The 21,839-nt window shown below is 54.5% G+C and carries 20 protein-coding genes; 19 read left to right on the top strand and 1 reads right to left on the bottom strand.

Annotated features, from left to right (window positions below; all coding sequences use genetic code 11):
• From BHV64_RS07955 to BHV64_RS07865, 19 genes are all read left to right on the top strand, one after another.
• Nucleotides 1-1,989 (top strand): TonB-dependent receptor domain-containing protein (locus tag BHV64_RS07955; RefSeq protein ID WP_353744049.1); only part of this gene is annotated, 1,989 nt, incomplete at its 5' end.
• A gap of 12 nt (nt 1,990-2,001) precedes the next feature.
• Complete coding sequence (locus BHV64_RS07950; protein ID WP_055203581.1) at nt 2,002-3,594, top strand: SusD/RagB family nutrient-binding outer membrane lipoprotein; 1,593 nt, start codon at nt 2,002-2,004, stop codon at nt 3,592-3,594.
• 26 nt (nt 3,595-3,620) lie between these two features.
• A complete protein-coding gene (locus tag BHV64_RS07945; protein ID WP_288115715.1) occupies nt 3,621-4,517 on the top strand; it encodes a glycoside hydrolase family 18 in 897 nt (298 codons plus the stop codon).
• A gap of 8 nt (nt 4,518-4,525) precedes the next feature.
• Nucleotides 4,526-5,890: a DUF1735 and LamG domain-containing protein gene (locus BHV64_RS07940; RefSeq protein WP_055203578.1), complete on the top strand. Its 1,365-nt coding sequence runs from the start codon at nt 4,526-4,528 to the stop codon at nt 5,888-5,890.
• 2 nt (nt 5,891-5,892) lie between these two features.
• Nucleotides 5,893-7,527 carry a BT_3987 domain-containing protein gene (locus BHV64_RS07935; RefSeq protein ID WP_055203576.1) on the top strand — a complete coding sequence of 545 codons (1,635 nt, stop codon included), beginning with the start codon at nt 5,893-5,895 and terminating at the stop codon, nt 7,525-7,527.
• A 131-nt stretch (nt 7,528-7,658) separates the two neighbouring features.
• Complete coding sequence (locus BHV64_RS07930) at nt 7,659-8,639, top strand: EndoS/ChiA family endoglycosidase (RefSeq protein ID WP_015547826.1); 981 nt, start codon at nt 7,659-7,661, stop codon at nt 8,637-8,639.
• A 579-nt stretch (nt 8,640-9,218) separates the two neighbouring features.
• Nucleotides 9,219-9,818, top strand: coding sequence for an RteC domain-containing protein (locus tag BHV64_RS07925; RefSeq protein ID WP_196003969.1), 600 nt, complete (start codon nt 9,219-9,221; stop codon nt 9,816-9,818).
• A gap of 224 nt (nt 9,819-10,042) precedes the next feature.
• The gene (locus tag BHV64_RS07920) at nt 10,043-10,225 is read left to right on the top strand and encodes a hypothetical protein (RefSeq protein ID WP_117506998.1); all 183 of its coding nucleotides are present in this window, start codon (nt 10,043-10,045) and stop codon (nt 10,223-10,225) included.
• A 9-nt stretch (nt 10,226-10,234) separates the two neighbouring features.
• On the top strand, nt 10,235-11,065 hold the full coding sequence (locus tag BHV64_RS07915) for a DUF4906 domain-containing protein (RefSeq protein ID WP_288115714.1): 831 nt from the start codon (nt 10,235-10,237) through the stop codon (nt 11,063-11,065).
• Between the two features lie 74 nt (nt 11,066-11,139).
• Nucleotides 11,140-13,749 (top strand): DUF4906 domain-containing protein, encoded by a 2,610-nt coding sequence (locus BHV64_RS07910; protein ID WP_288115713.1) that lies wholly within the window; start codon nt 11,140-11,142, stop codon nt 13,747-13,749.
• Between the two features lie 20 nt (nt 13,750-13,769).
• Nucleotides 13,770-14,324 (top strand): DUF3575 domain-containing protein, encoded by a 555-nt coding sequence (locus BHV64_RS07905; RefSeq protein WP_279065917.1) that lies wholly within the window; start codon nt 13,770-13,772, stop codon nt 14,322-14,324.
• Nucleotides 14,325-14,326: 2 nt separating this feature from the next.
• Nucleotides 14,327-15,985, top strand: coding sequence for a hypothetical protein (locus BHV64_RS07900; protein ID WP_279065919.1), 1,659 nt, complete (start codon nt 14,327-14,329; stop codon nt 15,983-15,985).
• Between the two features lie 2 nt (nt 15,986-15,987).
• A complete protein-coding gene (locus BHV64_RS07895) occupies nt 15,988-16,878 on the top strand; it encodes a radical SAM protein (protein ID WP_279065921.1) in 891 nt (296 codons plus the stop codon).
• A gap of 11 nt (nt 16,879-16,889) precedes the next feature.
• A complete protein-coding gene (locus tag BHV64_RS07890) occupies nt 16,890-17,087 on the top strand; it encodes a hypothetical protein (protein WP_018696912.1) in 198 nt (65 codons plus the stop codon).
• 11 nt (nt 17,088-17,098) lie between these two features.
• On the top strand, nt 17,099-19,039 hold the full coding sequence (locus BHV64_RS07885; protein ID WP_217727817.1) for a DUF4906 domain-containing protein: 1,941 nt from the start codon (nt 17,099-17,101) through the stop codon (nt 19,037-19,039).
• A 48-nt stretch (nt 19,040-19,087) separates the two neighbouring features.
• Nucleotides 19,088-20,338: a DUF6047 family protein gene (locus BHV64_RS07880; RefSeq protein WP_229104315.1), complete on the top strand. Its 1,251-nt coding sequence runs from the start codon at nt 19,088-19,090 to the stop codon at nt 20,336-20,338.
• 122 nt (nt 20,339-20,460) lie between these two features.
• Nucleotides 20,461-20,820 (top strand): hypothetical protein, encoded by a 360-nt coding sequence (locus tag BHV64_RS07875; RefSeq protein ID WP_044054571.1) that lies wholly within the window; start codon nt 20,461-20,463, stop codon nt 20,818-20,820.
• Nucleotides 20,821-20,846: 26 nt separating this feature from the next.
• On the top strand, nt 20,847-21,128 hold the full coding sequence (locus tag BHV64_RS07870) for a helix-turn-helix domain-containing protein (RefSeq protein ID WP_015547818.1): 282 nt from the start codon (nt 20,847-20,849) through the stop codon (nt 21,126-21,128).
• Nucleotide 21,129: 1 nt separating this feature from the next.
• On the top strand, nt 21,130-21,432 hold the full coding sequence (locus BHV64_RS07865; protein WP_015547817.1) for a helix-turn-helix domain-containing protein: 303 nt from the start codon (nt 21,130-21,132) through the stop codon (nt 21,430-21,432).
• 265 nt (nt 21,433-21,697) lie between these two features.
• On the opposite strand, the gene BHV64_RS07860 is transcribed toward BHV64_RS07865, so the two are convergent.
• Nucleotides 21,698-21,839: HNH endonuclease (locus tag BHV64_RS07860; protein WP_441294228.1), on the bottom strand; the 142-nt coding region annotated here is incomplete at its 5' end.

Genomic DNA, 21,839 nt, shown 5'->3' with positions numbered 1-21,839 from the left:
ACTTCGTACTTTCTGAAAGACCGGCTCAAGCTCGATGCGAGCGCCAGCTACATCTATCAGAAAGACCAGAACATGACCAATCAGGGAGTCTATTCGAACCCGCTGGTTCCGGCCTACCTGTTCCCGCGGGGTGAGAATTTCGACCTTTACCGTCGCTTCGAGCGTTACAACGAAGGGACGAAACTCATGGAGCAATTCTGGAGTGCGGATATGGAAGGCGGTGATTTGCGCATGCAGAATCCCTACTGGATCAACTACCGCAACCTGCGCAATACGGACAAGAAGCGTTATATGCTGTCGTTCTCGGCCAGCTACGACATTCTTCCGTGGCTTAATGTTGCCGGACGTGTCCGCATTGATAATTCGAATTCGCTCTACACGCAAAAACTCTATGCCTCGTCGAACACCACGATTACGGAAGGCGGCAAAAACGGCCACTATACCGAAGCCCGTGCTTACGACACGCAGACCTACGCCGATCTGATGGTAAACATTAACAAGACTTTCGGCGAGGATTGGTCTCTGAACGCGAATATCGGCACCTCGATCAACAATATCAAGACCGATGAGTTGTCATACCGTGGGCCGATTCAGGAGAACGGACTTCCCAACATATTCAATGTTTTCGATCTGGATGACACGAAAAAACGTGCCGAAAAGGTCGGCTGGCACGACCAGACGCAGTCGATTTTCGCCTCGGTCGAAGTAGGTTGGAAACAGCTGCTTTACCTCACGGTGACGGGGCGTAACGACTGGGCTTCGCAACTGGCCAATTCGCCCGAGTCGTCGTTCTTCTATCCGTCAGTAGGCCTGTCTTGGGTGCCTTCTTCGACATGGGATCTGGGCAAGACGTTCAGCTATCTGAAGATCCGCGGTTCGATCGCCTCGGTAGGTATGCCTTTCCCGCGTCACCTGACGGTTCCGACCTACGAATACGACGCTACGAACAAAGTGTGGAAGGACAAGACGCACTATCCGATCGGCGACCTGAAGCCGGAGCGTACCATTACCTATGAGGTCGGTCTGGATGCCCGTCTGTGGCAGCATATCAACCTTTCGGCTTCGTGGTATCAGGCCGACACGAAAAACCAGACCTTCGACCCGTCACTTCCGCCCTCGTCGTCCTATACGACCATCTACCTGCAAACCGGACACGTTCGCAATACAGGTGTCGAGCTGTCGCTCGGGTATGACAATCAGTGGCGGAATTTCCGCTGGACGACGAACTTCACCTACTCATGGAACAAGAACGAGATCATCGAACTGGCAGCCAATGCCGTGAACCCGGTTACGGGCGAAGCGTTGAATCTTACCAAGTTGGACATCAAGGGGCTGGGTAAGGCGAAGTACATCCTCAAGGAAGGCGGTACGCTGGGCGACCTTTACACGACGTCCAACCTTCGCTTCAACGACAACGGTTATGTCGAGGTGGACAAGAACGGCAACCTACTGATGACCGACGAAGGCGAGGACATCTATCTCGGATCGGTTTTCCCTAACCACAACCTCGCATGGCGCAATGACTTCAGCTATAAGGGTATTAACCTCGGCGTGCTGTTTACGGCCCGTCTGGGCGGTGTCTGCTATTCGGCGACGCAGGCCAACCTCGACCTGTACGGCGTCTCGGAGGCTTCGGCCGCGGCGCGCGATGCGGGCGGTGTTTTGATCAACGGCCGTGAGATGGTCGATGCCCAGAAATGGTATCAGGCGATCGGCTCGCAGTCGGGTTTGCCGCAGTATTATCTCTATTCGGCGACGAATGTCCGCTTGCAGGAGTTGTCGCTGGGTTACACTTTCCCGCGCAAGTGGTTCCGCAATAAGCTGGGGCTTACCGTGTCGTTCGTAGGGCGCAATCTGTGGATGATTTACTGCAAAGCGCCGTTCGACCCCGAAGCCGTCGCTTCGACGGGGCTGAACTATCAGGGTATCGACTACTTCATGATGCCCTCGATGCGCAACCTCGGTTTCAATGTCAAATTCCAATTCTAAAGCGCAGCAACCATGAAAAAGATGAATAACAGATGGCAGTCGGTGCTGCTTTCACTGGCGCTGTTCGGATTGGCAGCCTGCACCGGCGATTTCGAAGACATCAACCGCAATCCCAATCAGGTTACGGACGACCAGATGGATGCCCTGAATTATAAGACCGGAACGAAGTTCAAAGCTCTTCAAAGTCTTGTGATTCCGGTGCAGGAGCATATGTACCAGTTCAACGAATCGCTTTCGGGCGGGCCGTTCGGCGGTTACATCGGTGCTACGGTCGATACATGGCAGACCAAGTTCGAGACCTATAATCCCTCGGCCGACTGGCGCAAATGGCCTTTCGCCAACGTCATCACCGAGACCTATACCCCCTATAAGGGCATCGTCAACGGCACGGAAGACGAAGTGGCCATCGCTTTCGCCCGCCTGTTGCGAGTGGCCATCATGCACCGTGTGACGGACTCCTACGGTCCGATTCCCTATTCGAAGCTGGAGAGCAACGAGTCTGTCTATGTGGAGTACGATTCGCAGGAGGCGGTCTATACGAAGATGTTCGAGGAGCTGGACGAGGCTATCGAGATACTGGGCCGCAACACGACGCTCCCGGCCGAAGCGTGGAGCCGCTACGACGGCGTCTACTACGGCAATATCGCGCAGTGGCTCAAATATGCCAATTCGCTCAAGTTGCGCATGGCCATGCGTTTGTCGTATGTGAAGTCCGACGTCGCCCGTGCGAAGGCCGCCGAGGCTATTGCCGGGGGTGTTATCGAGGCTAATGCCGACAATGCGGCGATGCACGCCGCGGAGAACCGCACGACGCTCATCTACAACGACTGGGGCGACCACCGTGTCGGAGCCGACATCCTCTGCTACATGAACGGCTACAAAGACCCGCGTATGGAGAAGATGTTCCTTGCGAACGATGTCGGCGACTATGTGGGTATCCGTATCGGCATCGATGTGACGAGCAAGTCGCAGGCCATGTCGAAGTATTCGAATATGATCGTTGCGAGCGATACGCCCTATTTATGGTTCAATGCCGCGGAAGCGACCTTCCTGCATGCAGAGTACGAACTGCGCTGGGGATCGGCCGAGACGGCGAAGACGCTCTATGAGCAGGCTGTCCGACTTTCGTTCGAGGAGCGGGGAGCATCGGGGGCCGACGCCTATTTGGTCGACGCCACGAAGAAGCCTGCACCCTATACCGATCCGCTGGGCAACTACAGCGCATCTGCCCGGAGCGAAATCACCGTTCCGTGGGAAACGGCGACGGACGGCAGCGATACGGAGGCCGTTCAGGAGCGCAACCTCGAACGCATCATCGTGCAGAAGTGGATCGCTATCTTCCCGTTGGGAGTCGAAGCATGGTCGGAACACCGCCGTACGGGGTATCCGAAACTGCTGCCTGTACCTACCGACAAATCGGGAGGTTCCGTCAATGTGGAACAGGGCGCACGCCGTCTGCCTTACCCTGTCGAGGAGTACCAGCAGAACAACGCCAACCTTCAGGCGGCCATTCAAACGCTCGGTGCAGAGCAACAGAACGGCGACCGTTCGGGCGACGTCATGGGAACCCGCGTATGGTGGGATTGCAAACCGTATAACAAGTAATCGCTATGAATATGAAACCAAACCGAATGATACGTTTCCTCGCTTTTTGCGCTGCCGTCGCAACGTTTGCGGCCTGCAACGACTGGACGGAGATGGAAACGGTGGACAGCAAGGTGGAAAAGCCCTGGGAGCAGGATCCGGCACTATGGGCCGAATACACCGCGGCGTTGAGGGCCTATAAACAGTCAGAACATTTCATTGTTTATGCCCGTCTGCACAACTCGCCCGAGAAAGCATCGAGTGAGCAGGATTTCATGCGCTGCCTCCCGGATTCGCTGGACATCGTGACGCTGACCAACGCCGATAACTTCTCGAAGTTCGACGCCGAGGATATGGACGTCATGCGCGAGAAGGGGACGAAAGTACTTTATCAGGTCGATTATGCCGCACGCGCGGAAGAGTTCGTCGATATGCAGGCGCTCGATGCCTATCTGGATCAGGTTGTCGCCGCCGTCGCCGCCAACGGCATGGACGGCTACTCGTTTACGACCGACCCGCTGGCGACGGATGCCACAGCCCGCATCGTCGAGAAACTTGCTGCGGCGAAATCCGAGGGCCAGCTCCTCGTCTTCGAGGGCAACCCGCTGTCGCTTGCGGCCGCCGACCGTCCCAAGGTCGATTTTATTGCCCTCGATACGGAGAAACTCGAAAATGTGCAGGAGGTGAAGCTCCAGGTGCTGAATGCCACGGGGTATGCCGGTATCGCGCCGGAGAAGCTGCTGCTGGCGGCCGAGATCAGCGCACCCCTGCTGGATGAGGATCGCACGGAGTTCGCGGCCGTCGATGAGATGTCGCGCCGCGTCATCGAATTCGGCCCGCTGGGCGGTCTGGCAGCTTACAACATTTCCGGAGATTACTATCATGCGGAGATGAACTACCAGACGATCCGTGGGGCGATCCAGACGTTAAATCCCGCTAAATAGTGAACGCCATGAAAAAATACGGAAAATATCTGATTGCAGCCGTCGCGGGGCTCGTGTTTTTCGCGGCCTGCGATAATTATGAGGCCGACGACCACAAGTTCGGAAACGCCGTTTATCTCGACGTCGCGGAAACGAACGAGGTGCAGCTTACAACCTTCGGCAACAATAAACCGACTTACGACTGCGCCTTGCAGGCGGAGCTGACCTATCCTGCGGGACAGGATGTGGCGGTGACGCTCACGGTCGACCCGTCGCTCGTCGGGACGTACAACGCCCGCTACGGTACGGAGTGGACGATGCTCGATGCCAAATACTATGAGTTGTCGGCCGAGAGTGTCACGATCGCCGCGGGAAAAACAACCTCGGATGTCGTGACCCTGCAATTCAAGGAGCTGATGGGCCAAGGCGAGGAACAGACGGGAGCGCTTCCTATCGACGAAACCTATCTCGTTCCCGTGCGCATCGGCCATGCCTCGATGGACGTGCTTCACGGTTCCGACGTCGCCTATTATGTCGTGAAACGATCCTCGGCCATCACCGTCGCAGCGCAGCTCACCGACAACTGGATCGAGTTCCCGACCCTCGACAAGTATTCGGAAAGCAGCAAGGCTTGGAACGGTCTGACGGCCGTGACCTACGAGGCCCTTATCTACCTCGACGATTTTGCGACGAGCAACGCTACGGGCAGCCCCGTCAACATCTCGTCCATCATGGGTGTCGAGCAGTATCTGCTGCTGCGTATCGGCGACACGAATTTCGAGCGTCAGCAGTTGCAGTTCGACGGATCGGGCGCCGGCTCGTCCTTCGGGAAGATTCCCGGACGCGATGCGACGAAGAACCTCGAAAAGGGGCGCTGGTACCATGTCGCCTGCACATATGACCAAGCGGCGCGTACCGCACGCATCTATGTCGATGGCCAGATTCAGAGCGAAGCGACCGATGTCGGCATCTCGGCGCAGAGCAAGAAGAACCAGATCAATCTGGCCATGCGGGCGCTCTACGACCTGTGGAATACGGCTCCCGACAACGAAAAACCGCAGTACGAGACCGACGACACGGGTTACAACAAGCTGGGCGAGGCTTACCAGTTCTTCCTCGGCCGCTCCTACGACGATTACCGTCCTCTGAACGGCAAGATCGCCGAAGCACGTGTCTGGTCGGTGGCCCGTACGCCCGAACAGATCTGGGACAATATGTACGACATTCAAAACCCGCAGGACGATCCGACGCTTCTTGGCTATTGGAAGTGCAACGATGCCTCGGGCAATACGGTCAAGGACTATTCGATGTACCGCAATGACGGCGTAGCCAAGTACGATATTATCTGGCCGCAGGGCATCGAGATTCCGAAACTTAACGAAAACAACGAGTGATTATGAAGACGATTTTTAGTTTGCAAACGGGAATTGCGACGCTTCTCTGTACGGCGGCACTCGCAGGCCTTATGGCCTGCGACGCCGACACCGTAGAGCAGCAGGGCGGGAAACTTCCCGACAAGGAACCGTTGGAGAATATCTATGGAAGGTTGCGTAGCAGCAGTATGTCCGACGACAAGGTTCGTATTCGGATGACGGAAGGATCCGGGTTCGTAACTTCCAACTTCTATTACCAGTTTTCAAAAGCGCCGGCTTCGGAATTATCCCTCGACGCATGGATCGACGGTTCGCTGCTCGATGGGTGGAACGAGGCGAACGACGAGCAGCGAACGTTGCTGCCCGAAGGCAATTATGATTTTCCTGACGGCAAAACGCTTTCGCTCTCGGCAGAAAATCAGCGTTCTGCACTTAAACGTATCCGCTTCATGGCCGAGAATCTGGCTCCGGGCGAATATTATCTGCCGCTGACGGTGGCTGAAGAGGCCGGAACCGAGGAGCATCAGACAATCAATTATCTCATTTCAATTCGCGCACGACAACTCGGGGAGTACAAGCTCAATGCCGACCAGGTATTTGCCGTATTCTATCTCGACACGGAAAAATACCAGCCGTTGTTGGTGGATGAATACCTCATGTCCAAGCTCGATGCCAATACGTGGGAAAATGCGTGGAGCGAGCGGGAAGACGGCTTGCGGACGATCGGTAACATTGTCAATTTGAACAAGGTGGTATTGGATTACGATGCGGAGACGGGACGCGCCCTGTTGAATCTCGGAAACGACATGCGCTATGTCCTCGACCATATCGACAAATATATCAGGCCCTTGCAGGATAAAGGCCGTAAGGTCTGCATTTGTCTGGAAGGTGGCGGAACAGGGCTCGGATTCTGCAATCTGACCGACGCCCAGATTGTCGATTTCGTAGCCCAGGTGAAGACCGTTATCACGGAATACGCACTCGACGGTGTGAATTTCTGGGATCGCAATGCCGCCTACGGCAAGGAGGGAATGCCCGCCATGAACACGACCTCCTATCCGAAACTCATCAAAGCGATGCGGGAAGCGCTCGGCAATGACAAACTGGTGACGCTGACCGATTACGAAGCCCCCACCGAGTATTTCTGGGATACCGGGGCGACCGGAGGCATCGAAGTCGGGCAATACCTCGATTACGCATGGTCTGGGTATCTGGACAATGAGAAAAATGTTCAGATTGTCGATCCCTGGCATCAGGGGCAGCAATATGTCTCGACGGATCATCCCCGCAAGCCTATTGCCGGCCTCGATCCTGCGAAATACGGATGTATCAATATTCCGTGGTATCCGCAGGGCCCGAACACTATAAATGACTATTTCACCGATATTTTCTTCTGGCGTCAGGCAGGAAACAAGCAGAGCAATATTCTGGTTTTTGAAAGTCTGCGGACGCTTCTTCAGGATAATTTCGAAAGCACTTGGGCTAGCAGCATTCAGGTTGGATATACGTATTTTGCCGACGATGGCGCTTGGATGATCGAGGATACACCTTGGGGCCCCTCCATTATGAGCGATAATGAATATTCATTCGATACATCTCTTTTGGGCAAACTCCCGAATGGTGGTACAGGATATAACAAATGGTTAAAAGACTGGTAAACTTACAGGCATGCCTATTTCGGTCTAAACGACATATTCTTTAACCCTTAAAACTCATTGAATGACAGAAAAAACAAAAACCAAAACAAACCGATTAACCAGTTATTGATCCTTTAAAACTAAAAACGACTATGAAACGTTATTTTGAAATTTTTGCAGCCCTTTTCTTGGGTACTACGATGATGTTCTCGTGCCAGCAGGCCGAGGAGCCGACGATGGATCAGGGCACAGTTCCCCAAACCCGTGCTTACGGCGATACGCCCGTGGTGGCCATCTATGTCGAGACCAACGACACCAACCCGCTCAATGCCGGAGATTACATGCTCTCCAACGGCAAACCCTTTGCCGGTATCGTGGAGCTGTTTGCCTCGAACATCCACAAGCGGACGGTGAACGGAGTGGTAGAGCCTACGCTCTTCCTGAATGACAAGATGACCAACCTGCTCGAAAACGGCGGTTATCAGACTTACGTGAAACCGTTGCAGGACAAGGGCATCAAGGTGCTGCTGACCGTGCTGGGCGACTGGCAGGGCATCGGTGTCGCCAACATGAACGATACCCAGACCACACAGTTCGCCAAGATCCTGGCCCATGCTGTGGAAAAATACGGTCTGGACGGAATCGGATTCGATGATGAGTATGCTAATTATTCGTCTACCAATTCTACTTCGTACAGCGAAATCATCACCAAACTCCACGCGCTGATGCCGGCCGACAAACTCATCACCGTTTTCGACTGGGGGTATACCAACACGCTGAACAGCGAGGCTAAAGCCTGCATCGACTATGCGTATCATGGCTATTTCGGTTCGAGCTTCATGACATCCGGTCTGGTGGACAAAACCCGCTGGTCGCCGGTATCGACGAATCTCGGCTCTGCTCCCAACGCAGCGACGCTGAATTCGCTGGCCAAGCGTGCCAAAGCCCAGGGCTACGGCGCATTCATGTTCTTCAACCTGCGTCGCAGCAGCAACGTTAATCCGCTTAACGGATTCAACGCTACGGCAAGCGGGCTTTACGGTCTGACCGTTACCTGTGAGAACGGCGATCGCCCTCAAGACTGGACTTTTGTATCGTCGGGGTATGAGATCAACATGGACGAAGTGGAATAACATGATAGCGATGTGTTTGCATTGACCGATTCGGATTCGTTATATACCCGAAAGTGACCGATTCCAGACCCGCACATCCGCAAACAGGTGTGCGGGTTATTTTAACTGATGAAGGGATATGAAAACGTTCCCCCATCCGAAAGACGAATGGGGAAACAAAAACTACCGCAAATACATTGACCGATTCGAGTCGATATATACCCGTAAGTGACCTTTCAATTTAAAAACTCTCCGTGGCCGGTTTGTGATAGTATTTATTTAATAACGCACGAATTGATGAATTCGTATTCAAATTATATTTAGTTGGTACAATAATAAGTTGAGATAGTATAAAATAAGCACGGACTCAACCTATTGACACCTGAGGAATGCTACAACCCGATGAACAGATAGGAGAGCCCGTGCTGTTTTTGCACGATTCTCCTATCATCCCGTCCATCTTGTCTTGGTAGCATTTTCAGGTGTCGATGACAGGATTCGACAGCTATTCGCTGTTTTGCAAAGATAAGAAAAATTATCCAACAGATACTTTGTGAATACGAAAAATACACATGATTCTGCAATACGGAGATCTGTCTTATGAAAACGCTTATTCATACCCGTATATACGCGTTGCTAACTCAAAATGAATCGAATCCGTCGGAATTAGCCCATGCATACGAAGAGTTTATCGGGACGATGACCGAGATGGTTGCTAATTTCGATAACCGGGATGATATTTTGAGAATACTGTATTACAGCCGGGTTGAATTCGACGTATTGTCCCATCCATCGTTTAATCGATATTCGAACAATGTTTTAAGGACGACGTTCATCTATAAAATCATGTATATTCTGGATTGCGAAATCAATATCGTCAGCAATAGTACGAAATATAGCTCGAACCAAGACTATTCGTTCCCTTTATCCTATCAGGACGGCGAGTTGCTGTGGACAGGGACGCAGCAAGAGCTGCTGGAGCTTGCCGTTGCCCTTCATAAAAACGGGATTATCATGTACGGCAACCGCAAGGCGCGTTTCATCGAGATCGTCCGTGCCTTGTCTTCTACATTCCATATCACGATCAACGATGTCTATGTCAAGAAAACCAGGATGCTTGACCGCAGCACGGCGGTCACACCTTTTCTGGATAAATTGAAAAAAGCCTATGAGCAAGTCGTCGAAAGACACCTGCGATAGAGAGAGCGGAGACCTGTCAAGGACGAGAAAATCAGAAAGTTTTTCTCCGTTTGCAAAATTTCAACAGTTTATTTTTCAGTTGATTATATTTTCATACTTTACAAAAAACTTTTTGATTTTTCCCGAGAGGCATCCGGAAAAGTGTACTTTTCAGTGATTTTGTATTATACATTTGCAGCAGAAAGCGACGCATAGTGCATCGCTGCATTCAAAATCCAAATAACATGAAAAACATCCTTTTAGCCGTTGCAGTCTTCGCTGCCGCATCCGTTTCCTGCAACAAGGAGACCGAAGTCGTACCTTCCCCCAATTCTTTCACCGATGGGGCACGTATCGCACTTACGCTTACCGATGATGCCGCCGACACCCGCTCCTTCTTCGATTCGACAGCCTCGGCCGAGGCATGAGAGTCTTCGTTGTCGTCACTGTCGATTTTCGTCTTCGATAATGCCGACAACTTCGTTATTCGCCGGGATTTAACATCCAGCGAACTGGCCGCGAAATCGGCGACATTCTCCCTACCTAAATCTCTTGCCAGCACCCCCTGTTCATTCTACGCCATAGCGAACTACGACGCCTCGTCGGCTAAGACCCGGACGGCCCTTACGGCCCTTGTGGAGAAGTCGGCCGCCGACTATAACGGCACCTTTGCCGAGGTGTCCACCGCAGCCAAGCGTTCGGGCGGCTTCGTGATGTCGGGCATGAAATCGCAGACCGTCGGGGCCGTGAACTCCACGACCAATGTCGGCATCACACTCAAACGCACTGTCGCTAAAGTAGTCCTCCAGACGACCATCGACCCGTCGTTCGCCGACAAATATGCAGGAACGCTTACCATCAACTCGGTAAAACTCTCCAAAGCCGCCTCGCAGTCGCTCGTCGTGGCCGGAACGCCGACACCCGGGGCCATGACCTTCAGCCACATGCAGACTCCCGCCACGGCTTCGGGAAAATGCAATGCGCTGTTCTACTGTTTCGAGAATGGAGCTTTGCCCGCGGGCAGCCGCGTTCTGCTGGAAATTAACGCCACATACGATTCGGACGGCAGCACCTCGACTACGGACGACCGCTCGGAGGTGACCTATTCGGTCGAGTTGACGGGTAAGGCCGCGGGCGAGATTCTCCGAAACGGCTACTACCGTGTCGCGGCCAATATCACGGGTCTCGTAGGTCAGGAGTGCGCCGTATCGGTCACCGTCGCCGATTGGGAGACGCCCGTGACGCAGAACGTCGAGCTGGGGGCATAGCCCTCTTGTTTTGGCAGCTCCCGTCCCTCGCGGGCGGGAGCTGTTTTCAATCCCTTTTTCAGATTTTTCCGACTATGAAAAAATATCTGTTGATACTCGCTGCCATCCTGTTGCTGTGGGGCTGCATCGCCGAGGACAGGACAGAATGTACAAATCCCCGCGGTGTCTTCGTCAGCCTGACGGTACGGCCCGAAAGGATGTCCTCCGTAACTCGCTCTGCGGATGAAACGGCCATCCGCGACCTGAACCTCTACCTTTACGACGATAACAGCAATGTTGTCCTGCACCGTTACCAGACCTCTGCGACGCTGCGTTTCGAATGCCTACCGGGCGACTACCGGATCTGCATTGCCGCCAATCTGGGCCGCGATCTGGGCGACAATCTGCTGTGGGAGGATTTTACCGTTACACACGCCGACAAGTACGATGTATTGCCTATGGCCTATGAGGGCGATATAACGATAATTCCCTCGGCAGACGGGATGCTGACGCTGCCTGCCGTCGAAGTACAACGCTGCGTGTCGAAAATCTCCTATCACATTACCGTTACTCCGGCCGTTGCCGACATCGAACTGCGCTCCGTGCAACTGTTCTCGGTACCGCGTTTTGTATCCGTGTTCGATATGGCGGCCGCACCGTCGGATGATCCCGACGACTATACGGATTGTCCGGAGGTGGAACTTTCCGGACAGCAGGCTGCGGGCGACTGCTATCTGTTACCCAATATGCAGGGCATGGTGGCGGCCATTACCGACCAACGGCAGAAGAACCCGGAAAATGCCCCTGCGAATGCCTCGTATCTGCTGATCCGCGCCGTGCGCGGGTCGAAAATATTAGCTTATTATATTTACCTCGGAGGAAACAACACCTCGGATTTCAATGTCCGGGCCAACACGCATTACAGGCTCAATATCTCGATCTTGGGCGACAGCGAGGTCGATACCCGCATTAGCAGCTATGCCGTCAATGTGCATGACACCTACGAAGAAAACTCGGTCGGCGGATATTGCACCTACAATCCGTTTCAGATGCTTGCCGTGGAGATCGACGGGAGTCCCGCACCCCTGACGCTTCGGGGACGTATCGGTGTCGCGCAAGGCAACGCCGGAGCGTTCTGTCTGAACGGCTCTCCCGTAGGGGAAGGCCGCGACCTTATGCTTCCGGAACAGCCCGGCCCCAATATCTTCGGCGTGAACTACGCTCCGGGAATCTATACGACAGTCAATTCGCAGGTGGTCTATACCGTCACGGTCGAGGATGATGCGGGATTTGCACAGTCGTTCGACATCAGACACCGCTTCGCCAACCGTCTCGACGTATATATTCACCCCGCGACGGCTGAAAACGGAAACGGTACGGTAACCGTCGCCGGAGCGTTGTATGACGCTGAAACTTCTTCCCTGACGCACGACCGGGTCGTCCTGTGCCATGAAAAGGGATGCACGCTGACAGCCCTGCCCGAAGCCGGATACCGCTTCGAGGGATGGTATTCGGCAGCCGACTACAAGACACGGCTTTCGATATCGGCCTCGTATGCCTATGTTCCGACCTCGCCCGAAGCCGCGATCTTCCCGAAATTCACGGTCAATACCCGGCCGCTCGACGACGGGGGCACGGCCAACTGCTATATCGCGCCGGAATTGAATACCTCCTATTCGTTCGACGCTACGACGATGGGCAACGGCCGTGCAACGACGAATATCGTCCCGAAGAGACTTGCGGGAGCCGAGGCGAAAGTCCTCTGGGAAACGGGCACGATCCGTGGCGCGATCGTCGAAAGCGCGGAGCTGACCGGCAACGGACGTATCGTCTTCCGAACCGGCATGACCTATGGCAATGCCGTAATCGGACTTCTCGACAGCCGCGGGGTATGCATATGGTCGTGGCACATCTGGTCGGTGGATTACGATATCGAGGCCACGGCCCAGACCTATGCTTCGGGAGCCGTCTTTATGGATCGCAACCTCGGGGCCCTGGCTACGGACTGCACGCAGGCCGCTGCCAAAGGACTCTATTACCAGTGGGGCCGCAAAGATCCGTTCCCGTATCCGGCGCTGGCCACGGACGCCTACACGCAGGCTCCGACCGTCTATGCTCCGGGATTCGAGTATGCTGAAAGCAATCCCCGAACCTCCGGAACCGAATCGCCTTACGACGTGATGACCCTCGAATGGGCCACAGCGCATCCAACGACCTATATGGACGGTGTATTTTACGAGGATTGGGAAGAGTGGACGTCGGTCGCCGACTGGCTCTACGACCACCACCCGAACCTCTGGGGCAACGTCACGACCGGGAAGAACAATATCAGCCGCACCAGCCATAAATCCATTTACGATCCATGCCCTCCGGGATGGAAAGTGCCCGGTGCCGAGGATTTTGCGGAAATAGAGCGGATAGGCGTATCGACACCTTATTACATTACAATCCGCTGTAACAGCACGCAGACAGCGAAGATACCTTTGGGCGGAACATTCTACGAAGGACGTTACGACCGCAACGGGTCGCTCGGAAGGCTCTACACGAACGCTCCGTATTATCTTCATTGGAGAGACTCGACCGGCGTGTTCCATGACGTAGCCTGCACCTCGATCCTATTCGATACGAGCAACTACCCGCCGTTCGTCAATACGACGGATTTTTACCGCTATGCCGCCAATCCGGTGCGCTGCATCCGGGAATAAAACCGAATTAACTTTCAACAATGAACAAACAACGAATCATACTGTTCCTGCTGCTGTCGGCGGCCTTGTGGGGGCTGCCCCGCAGGGCTTCGGCGCAGATCTTCGCCGTGAGGGCCAATGCCCTTGCGGCATGCAGCGCGACGCTGAACGTCGGGGCCGAAACGGCCCTGACGGACAACTGGTCGCTGGAGCTGTCCGGCTATTGGAATCCGGTGAATACCGCATCCCTCTCGATGAACTTCCACGCCGTACAGCTCGGCGGCCGCTACTGGTTCTACGAATCCTTCGTCGGGCACTTTCTCGGGCAGCACCTCACTTATGCCGACTACGACCTCGGAAGCCGGACAAAACGCTATAAGGGCAATGCCTACGGTCTTGGTGTCAGCTACGGATATGCGTGGATGCTCTCGAAACGATGGAATATCGCCCTCGAAGCCGGCATAGGGCTGTTCCATACCGAAGACACACGCCGCGACCCGACCGTCTCTGACTGGGAGGATGAATACATCTACCGTTACCGACGCTGGACGCTGGCGCCGACAAAACTGGAAGTCTCATTCTCTTATATCTTTTAGCCATGAAGATATGCAATAAGATATTGCAGATAGGTCTGCTGTCGGCAGCGCTCGGAAGCCTGTTCGGCTGCTCGGTAGCCGGACGGCTTCAGCGGCAGCAGGCGACGGCAGGTTTGGCGCAGCTTACCCGCGCCGAGCGGCAGGAGCGGCAGCAGGACTCCCGCCTGCAGGTCGTAAAACTCCAGCGTGACAGCAACACATTCTTTCTTGCACTCGTGGATACGCTTGCCGACGGAGAACGCGTGATGGCGCTTCAGATCGAGCAGGTGACGGTCGTGGCGAAGATGCGGTCTATTCCCGAACGCAACGGGCGCGTCGTGCTGGATTTCATCGTGACGCTGCCCAAGCAGTTGTTGGGCAAGAGCCGCAGCGTCGTAATCACACCGATACTTCACAAACCCGACGAATCCGTGGCGCTCGAAGATCTGATGATCCGCGGCGGACGGTTCTCGCTGCTGCAAGAGCGCGACTACTGGCAGTACGAAACCTATGTCGAACGCTTCCGCCCCGATACCGTGGGGCGTGAGGCGGCCTTCAACCGCTTCGTGAAGTTTCCCTATCCCGAAGACGTCCGGCTCGATTCACTGGTCGAAGGACGAAGCACCGTCACGTATTACTATTCCCAAGCAGTGAAAACCGACGAGACCTCGAAAAAGATGCTGGTAACGCTTCAGGGGCAGGTCTTGGCTGTGGACGACAGCGCCTACCGTCTGCCGCCGTCCGATACGTTGAGCTACGTCGTATCTTCGATGCTCTCCTTCGTAGATACCGTGCCGAGGTATCGCATCAAGGTCATCGACAAGTTCGTGACCGTCGAAGACCGCAACTACATTCAGTTCTTCGTGGGAGATACCCGCGTGGTCGATACGCTGGGCGACAACCGGCGGCAGTTGGACAAGATCGCCGGCCTGATGCGGCGGATCGTCGAACAGCAGGAGTTTTACGTCGATACCATCACGCTGACGGCAGCATCGTCTCCGGAAGGAGCCTACGCTTTCAACGACCGTCTTTCGCAAGGAAGGGCCGCGGCGCTCAAACGCTACCTCGTCCGCCGATACGGCAGAAGCATCGACACGATGCTCACCGTGCGGTGGGTGGCCGAAGACTGGGCGGAACTGACGAACCGCATCCGAACAGACCGGGAGATCGTAAACCGTGACGCCATTCTGGAGCTGATCGCCGCGGAGAAGAATCCCGACCGCAGGGAGCAGGCCATCCGGCTGCGGTTCCCGAAAGAGTATGCCTATATCCGTTCGGTGATCTATCCGCAGCTGCGGGCCGTGAATTTTCGCTACAGCCTGCGCCGCAAAGGGATGGTCAAGGACACGATACACACCACGGAGCTGGATACGGCCTATGCCCGCGGCGTGGAGCTGTTGCAGAAACGCAAATACGCCAAAGCCTTGTACATTCTCAACGACTACAACGACCGTAATACCGTCGTGGCGCATCTGTCGCTGGATCATAACGAGCGGGCGATGGAGCTGTTGGCAACGATGCCCAAGGATGCCGTGACGGAGTATCTGCGGGCCATCGCCTGCTCGCGGCTGGGACGCAAAGCGGAAGGCCGGGAGCATTTCCTCGAAGCATGCCGCTTGGACGGGCGTATGGAGTATCGGGGCAATCTCGATCCGGAGATTGCTGAACTCTTAAAACAATAGTCATGCGGATCGGACTGGTGGATGTGGACGGGCACAACTTCCCGAACATAGCGCTGATGAAACTTTCGGCATGGCACAAGTGCCGGGGCGATACGGTGGAGTTCGCCGATCCCGCGGCGAGGCGTTATGACAAGGTCTATATGTCGAAGGTCTTTACCTTTTCTCGGGATTGCACCGACCGTTACGATTGCGAGGTCGTGCGTGCCGGGACGGGTTACAGGGACTATGCGACGATTCTTCCCGAAGAGATCGAACATATATGCCCGGATTACTCGCTTTATGGGGTCAAAGAAGCCTATGGGTTTCTCACGCGCGGATGCGTGAACCGCTGTTCGTGGTGCGTCGTGCCCCATAAGGAAGGTGAAGTCCGGGCACACGCTGACATCGAAGAGTTTCTCGACGGGCATAAGCATGCTGTACTGCTCGACAACAATGTCTTGGCTTCGGAGTGGGGACTTATGCAGATCGAGAAGATCGTCCGCATGGATATCCGGGTAGATTTCAACCAAGGACTCGATGCCCGGCGTATCGCCCGCACACCGGAGATCGCTGCGCTGCTCGCACGGGTCAAATGGATACGTTTTCTGCGCATGGCCTACGACAGCCGTGCCATGCAGGACGACGTTCATAAAGCCATAGAACTCCTCCGTAAGCACGGCGTTCCGGCCCGGAGACTATTTTTCTATGTGCTGATAAGGGATGACACCGAAGATGCGCTCGGACGTATCCGGGAGCTGAAAGCGTTGGGGTGTCAGCCTTTCGCGCAGCCGTACCGGGATTTCGAACACGAGGGGAAACCCTCGTGGGAGCAATGGCGGCTGGCCTACTGGTGCAATCGCAAACCGCTGTTCCACTCCGTGGATTATGAGGAATACCGAAAAAAACGAACTTAACAATCGAACTTATGAACAGACTGAAAATCAAATATGCCGTCGCGTACGGCTTTCTTGCAACAACGGCGGTCGCGCTTATCGCATCGCTATTTACAGGCTGCCATGTCTACGAACATGAAGAGGTGGAAATTATCCGCTGCCCGGTGATCGAAGCCGATACGATCGACATTCCCGGCTGGGATAAGGAAATCGCAACCCCCGAATTTTAACCGCTGTCACGATGAAAAAACTGTTGATTTGGCTCCCGGGCATGCTTTCGATGCTCGCAGCCTGCACCGAAGCGGTAGAGATACCGGCTCGGGCGCCCGAAAAACAATCGCCCGTCAGGGTCGAACTGCATCTGACGACCGAGCAGCAGGCCGCCACCCGCGCAATGGACGAAAATTGCATTCGGGATGTAAATTTATACCTGTACGGAGATACAGAATATCATTTTTATTTCCCCTCCGTTTCCTCGCCGCTGGTGTTCAACGTCCTTCCCGGCAATTATCGGAGTTATGCGATTGCGAACGCCGGACAGGATCTGGGAGATAAAAATGCGTTCAAGATCCAGTTTTACGAAACAGCGGTAGACGTGATGGAGTCTTCGGACGCTATCCCGATGACGGATCGGGGAACATTGGCGGTCGATGGCGCTGGCCGGTGTACCCCCTCATCGCTTCGCGTAACGCGCAGTGCGGCGAAGATCGCCTATACCATCGAGGTCGCCGACGCCGTCGCACCGTCGCTCCGTCTTCGCTCTGTGCAGTTCTGCAATCTGCCGCTGACGATACGTCCCTTCGATTCGGGCAGTATTTCTTCGACGGTCGAGGCGAACTACTATGACGGCGAGGCGATGCCTGTCGGCAATGAACGGAGAACCGCGGGTACAGCGTATCTTTTCGAGAACTTGCAGGGCTCGGTAGACACGATCACCGACCAGAAGGACAAGTGCCCTGAAAATGCTCCGGCCTGTGCCACCTACCTGCGGATTCTCGCGGAACGGAGTGCGGACAAAGCCCTTGTCGAATACATCGTTTATCCGAGTGAAAATAACACGTCGGATTTCAATGTCCGCCGAAACACGTGGCATAATCTGGAGCTTGTTATCAGGGGCGAAAATGAGATCGACAACCGGGTTCTCGTCTACGACGGTCTGTATTACGGAACGGCGAACTGCCATATCTGCACCGGCGATCAGGTTACGTTCGATGTTACCCCGTATCGCACGTCTCGCAGCCGCAATTACGCCTATCTGGGAATCGAGGCGGGCGATGAATACGCTCCGGCATCCGCCGGGCTGCTGTGGCAGGACAACAAGATCGTGACGGGATTCACGCTTGCGGACAACCGTCTTACGGTGCGCACGAACGGTCAGCGGGGCAATGCGCTCGTCGCGGTGTACGATGCTGGCGGGACGATTCTCTGGAGCTGGCATATATGGTGCCTGCCCAACGATCGACCGCAGGACGACCGGTATACGAACCGAGCGGGCGAACAGTTCCTTGTCATGGATCGGAATCTGGGAGCCATCGGTACGGATTTGAAAACCCGCTACGGACTGGTCTACACATGGGGGCGCAAAGATCCCTTTACGTCGAACGAGGTCTACAACGCCGCAGGACGTAAGGATCGGTTCATAAACCATTGGCCGACAATCTACACCTCGAACGGATCCGAAGCCAAAACATACGATCTGACCTATATGACCCGGCACCCGACGACGTATGTCTATACGGGGTGGTACGCCAAACTTTATACCTATTACGACAATGCCCTTTGGGGCGATCCCGCGCCTGTGGACACTTACGGTTGGGCGAGTGCGAAAAGCGTGTATGACCCCTGTCCCGAAGGGTACCGGCTGCCGAGCCGTTATACATGGACGGCTTTCGAGAATTACGTTTTTCCCGGAGAACCATATGTGGTCGGAGCGTTCGACAACGGCTATTGGTTCCAGCGCTTCAGGGGAGATACGAAGGGGACGTTTTATCCCGTACCGGTCGGGAACGACGATTTTCGGCTGGATCGTGACGGCGTTGCCGTCATGCTGACCGGAGCGGCGTCCGAACCGACATCCGCTACGCCGTATCCGACCGTCTATTTCAAATTCGAGATCAACAGCGGGTGGACGAACTTCGAAGGCGGAAAAGGCAAAGGGCTGGTGCGTTGTGTCAGGGAATAGATATTATTTCCGATTCTGTCTTGTAAAATCCTCTGAAATTTACCGTTCATGTCCCGAATCGCAGATTTTTTAGACCGCCTCATGAGGCGCAAGGTTCCGGCGAGTGTTTTCGTTACGATGAATCCGCAGATGCAGGCCGTGCGTATCGCCGTCCGAGAAAACGGACGTCAGTCTTTCGAAGATTATATACGCGAACAGGTTGCCGCCTGCTCCCGTTCATCGGTCGTTCCCGACCACACGCTGCTGCATCTGACCTTTCCCGACAGCAAAGCGATTCCGTCGCGCCGAAGTACGACGAACGAGTATTTTTACGGGAAGCTGGCTCCGGCTTTTATCCGGCAGGATATACACCCCGAGCCGGCCGTTTCGCTCCGGGATGCGGCTTTCGCACTCTCGAAAGGTCTTTCGCCCCTCTCTCCGGCAGGGCGGCGGGAACAGCTGATGCGCGATTCCGAATACCGGAGATTTACGATGCATTGTGCCCGTACGGCGCCCGACGATGCACCGCTCTATCGGGCTGTAACCTCTTCACAGGGAACTTATCTCTTCAGCGATACGCCCAAGGGCCGGCGGGCCATGTACTGCTATATGCAATACATGACGGATCGTTTCTTCGGAATGCGGACTGATGCAGATACGCTGAAAATCTATGAATTGAAACATTTGCTGCCCCGAATCGCCGCGATGGCGGACAAGTGTATCGACAAATTCGTGAAAAGCGATCTGAAAAGCGAGTATCCGGGACTGGAGAGATCCCGATACAGTTTTACCGAGGAGAAGTGGATTCCGACATCGGTACTTTCGGAAGGCATATGTTCGGCAGCATATTCCATATCGCCGTGCTACGAGGACTTCGAGAGGTTCGTTGCCGGGAACCGGACACAGGTATCGTCAGGCAATCACGATCTCGCAACGCTGTTGTATATCGCGGAAAACGGGTACGCCGCATCTGTAGCCGACGACGGGTTGCATCGTTTCAGACATCGGGAGTTCTTCTCCGAGGTGGCGTCGAAACTCCGGGATTGCGACCGGGCGCGTATGGGAAACCGGCAATCGACGCACGACTTCGGGTACGGTGCCTTGCAGCAGCAGGCCCGTGAAATCGCAGCGGGTATTCTTCGCACGGAATACAACATTCAGAACGGGAGATTCCTGACGGAATACAAAGAGTCATCGCCGGATGCGAAACAGCATGTTTCCCTGCCCGGAACGGGCACCGTAACCAAAAGGCGGGAAACGGAACGCAGGCTGCGGCATTCCCGTCCTGTCAGCGGCAAACGTGCCGCAATAAAAATGTAACGAATATGCGGGAAGACCGGATACGAAGTATTTACCTGACGCTCGACTGAACGCTGCATGCCGTACGTTTCGCTGTCGGAACGAACGGCGAAGAGGGTTTCAGGCATCACATCTCCGAAGAGTTGAAAAAGACAACACCCGGACGGGCGCTCGAAAACCTGTTCTATCTGCAATACGATCTGCCTCCGGAAGCATCCTTCCATGCGACGACGGAAGAAGCGAAGCGGCCCGATGAACTATACATGCGGAAATTATTGCCGGAATTGACTCGTCTGAAGTTACAGCCCCGTCATGTCGTGGCGAATGACGAGGCGTATTATGCGGTGATGAAAGGCGTAATGCTCTTTACACCGGAAGCAGAAAAGCTGATGCTGACGGAGGATTACTTTTCGGTACGACGGCAAATCCGGCTGTGTGCACCGGATTTGAAACGACGAAATGAAACACGACGGCATCCGATGCCGGTGCTTAAATTATACTAAATACTAATTCATAAAACATTCGACTTATGGAAGTAACCATGATGGAACACGATGCCTATCTGGAACTGAGAAGGCGTCTGTGCGGCCTGTCGGTCGCCGTAACGGAATTGTATCGTAAGGTAGCTCCGCCCACACGGGAGAAATGGCTCAGCACGCAGGAAGTATGCGAGGCGCTGCATATCTCGCAGCGGGCTTTGCAGAATTACCGCGATCGGGGAATCATCCCGTATTCCACGATAGGTTCCAAATTCTATTACCGGGAGACCGACGTCGAACGTGTCATCCGCGAAGCTTTGATCCGCAGATAGTATGTCGGACATTATTACGAAGCGATCCGAAGAGTTCAAGGAACTGACGGATTGGATGGTGCAAACCACGCGCGAGATCGAAACGGCCATGAAACATTTGCGGCCGACGATCGGTCAGGAGCATTATCTGACCGGAGATGAGATTTGCAGACGCTTCCATGTGTGCAAACGGACGTTGCAGACCTTGCGGGATACGAAAGCGATTCCCTATACGACGCTCGGCGGGAAAATCCTCTATCCCGAATCCGGTATCTTCGAGGTGCTGAAGAAAAACTACCGCGACTTCCGGCCCTGGAATAAGTAAACGAACGGCGACCAGACTGATCTGGTCGCCGTCCGTTTAGGGTTAAGCCTCTTTGGAAAGCAGCCGGGTCGTAGGCTGTGTGAGTTCATACAGATTGCCGATGCGCTGCGTAAGAAGACGTACGTCTTCCTTCATCTTGTTGGCGGTTAATTGTAGGCTCGGTAAACAACGCCTTTCCGCTTTACAGCGGTAGGTTTTCGTTTATCTGCCCCCGAACCGTACTTACACGTCTCCATGTATACGGCTCTCCATCTGTAACATCATTTTACTTATCACAGCTCTGGATTTTTGCGTTACACTCCGCACATACGACCAAAGTCTTTCTGTGCATATAGAGCATTTTGCGTTCCCAGTCATTTTTACCTTTTAACTCTTTGAGAGTGCGGACATGGTGCATTACCACTTCT

Origin of the sequence: Alistipes sp. 56_sp_Nov_56_25, assembly GCF_001915285.1 — a bacterium.
GTDB lineage: Bacteria > Bacteroidota > Bacteroidia > Bacteroidales > Rikenellaceae > Alistipes > Alistipes shahii.
This window is presented reverse-complemented; position numbering and strand designations above follow the sequence as displayed.

Excerpts from the sequence above, each read along its gene's own strand:
- BHV64_RS07865 (WP_015547817.1), top strand. The coding sequence starts at position 21,130 with ATGTCGGACATTATTACGAAGCGATCCGAAGAGTTCAAGGAACTGACG.
- BHV64_RS07910 (WP_288115713.1), top strand. The coding sequence starts at position 11,140 with ATGAAAAAATATCTGTTGATACTCGCTGCCATCCTGTTGCTGTGGGGC.
- BHV64_RS07950 (WP_055203581.1), top strand. The coding sequence starts at position 2,002 with ATGAAAAAGATGAATAACAGATGGCAGTCGGTGCTGCTTTCACTGGCG.
- BHV64_RS07905 (WP_279065917.1), top strand. The coding sequence starts at position 13,770 with ATGAACAAACAACGAATCATACTGTTCCTGCTGCTGTCGGCGGCCTTG.
- BHV64_RS07880 (WP_229104315.1), top strand. The coding sequence starts at position 19,088 with ATGTCCCGAATCGCAGATTTTTTAGACCGCCTCATGAGGCGCAAGGTT.
- BHV64_RS07900 (WP_279065919.1), top strand. The coding sequence starts at position 14,327 with ATGAAGATATGCAATAAGATATTGCAGATAGGTCTGCTGTCGGCAGCG.
- BHV64_RS07885 (WP_217727817.1), top strand. The coding sequence starts at position 17,099 with ATGAAAAAACTGTTGATTTGGCTCCCGGGCATGCTTTCGATGCTCGCA.
- BHV64_RS07930 (WP_015547826.1), top strand. The coding sequence starts at position 7,659 with ATGAAACGTTATTTTGAAATTTTTGCAGCCCTTTTCTTGGGTACTACG.
- BHV64_RS07890 (WP_018696912.1), top strand. The coding sequence starts at position 16,890 with ATGAACAGACTGAAAATCAAATATGCCGTCGCGTACGGCTTTCTTGCA.
- BHV64_RS07920 (WP_117506998.1), top strand. The coding sequence starts at position 10,043 with ATGAAAAACATCCTTTTAGCCGTTGCAGTCTTCGCTGCCGCATCCGTT.
- BHV64_RS07895 (WP_279065921.1), top strand. The coding sequence starts at position 15,988 with ATGCGGATCGGACTGGTGGATGTGGACGGGCACAACTTCCCGAACATA.
- BHV64_RS07935 (WP_055203576.1), top strand. The coding sequence starts at position 5,893 with ATGAAGACGATTTTTAGTTTGCAAACGGGAATTGCGACGCTTCTCTGT.
- BHV64_RS07945 (WP_288115715.1), top strand. The coding sequence starts at position 3,621 with ATGATACGTTTCCTCGCTTTTTGCGCTGCCGTCGCAACGTTTGCGGCC.
- BHV64_RS07940 (WP_055203578.1), top strand. The coding sequence starts at position 4,526 with ATGAAAAAATACGGAAAATATCTGATTGCAGCCGTCGCGGGGCTCGTG.
- BHV64_RS07870 (WP_015547818.1), top strand. The coding sequence starts at position 20,847 with ATGGAAGTAACCATGATGGAACACGATGCCTATCTGGAACTGAGAAGG.
- BHV64_RS07925 (WP_196003969.1), top strand. The coding sequence starts at position 9,219 with ATGAAAACGCTTATTCATACCCGTATATACGCGTTGCTAACTCAAAAT.